Here is a 491-nt window from a genome sequence, read left to right on the forward strand (position 1 = left end):
GCCTGCGCTGCAGTTTCGCCTCATCGAGAGGGTCTGTCATGGGTCCAGGTGTACCAACGTGAGCCCCCCGGTCTTCGTGGCCCAGGGCGCGTCGGCCGACTTGATGGAGTCGAACGACAGCGACGACGACGGCTACCTCATCTACACGCTGCGGGCGGGCGACGGCGCGGTCCAGGTGGCCCGCGTCGCCGACGACAGCCCGATCAACCGGTTCGGGTTCGGCATGCTGCTCATCGGGCTGTTCTGCGTGGTCGGCGGCGCCCTTGTCGGGCGGACCGTGGCGCGGACCGGGCTGGCACCGATCGACCGGCTGACCGCCGCCGCGGTACGTGTCGGGCGCACCCGGGATCTCGACGCCGACATCCCGGATGAGGGCGGTGGGGAGATCCGGCGGCTGATCCGGTCGATCAACGACATGCTCGCCGCGCTCCGGGACTCCCGGCGGGCCCAGCGGCTGCTCGCCGAGGATGCCGCCCACGAGCTCAAGACCC

The 491-nt window shown here is 71.3% G+C and carries 1 protein-coding gene; it reads left to right on the top strand.

Going from position 1 to position 491, the window contains the following annotated elements:
* Positions 1-103 precede the first annotated feature (103 nt).
* The coding region (locus TN53_RS42210) for a HAMP domain-containing protein (RefSeq protein ID WP_234441861.1) at positions 104-491 on the top strand (388 nt) is incomplete at its 3' end.

It is taken from the genome of Streptomyces sp. WM6386, from assembly GCF_000972385.1.
In the GTDB taxonomy this organism is placed as follows: domain Bacteria; phylum Actinomycetota; class Actinomycetes; order Streptomycetales; family Streptomycetaceae; genus Streptomyces.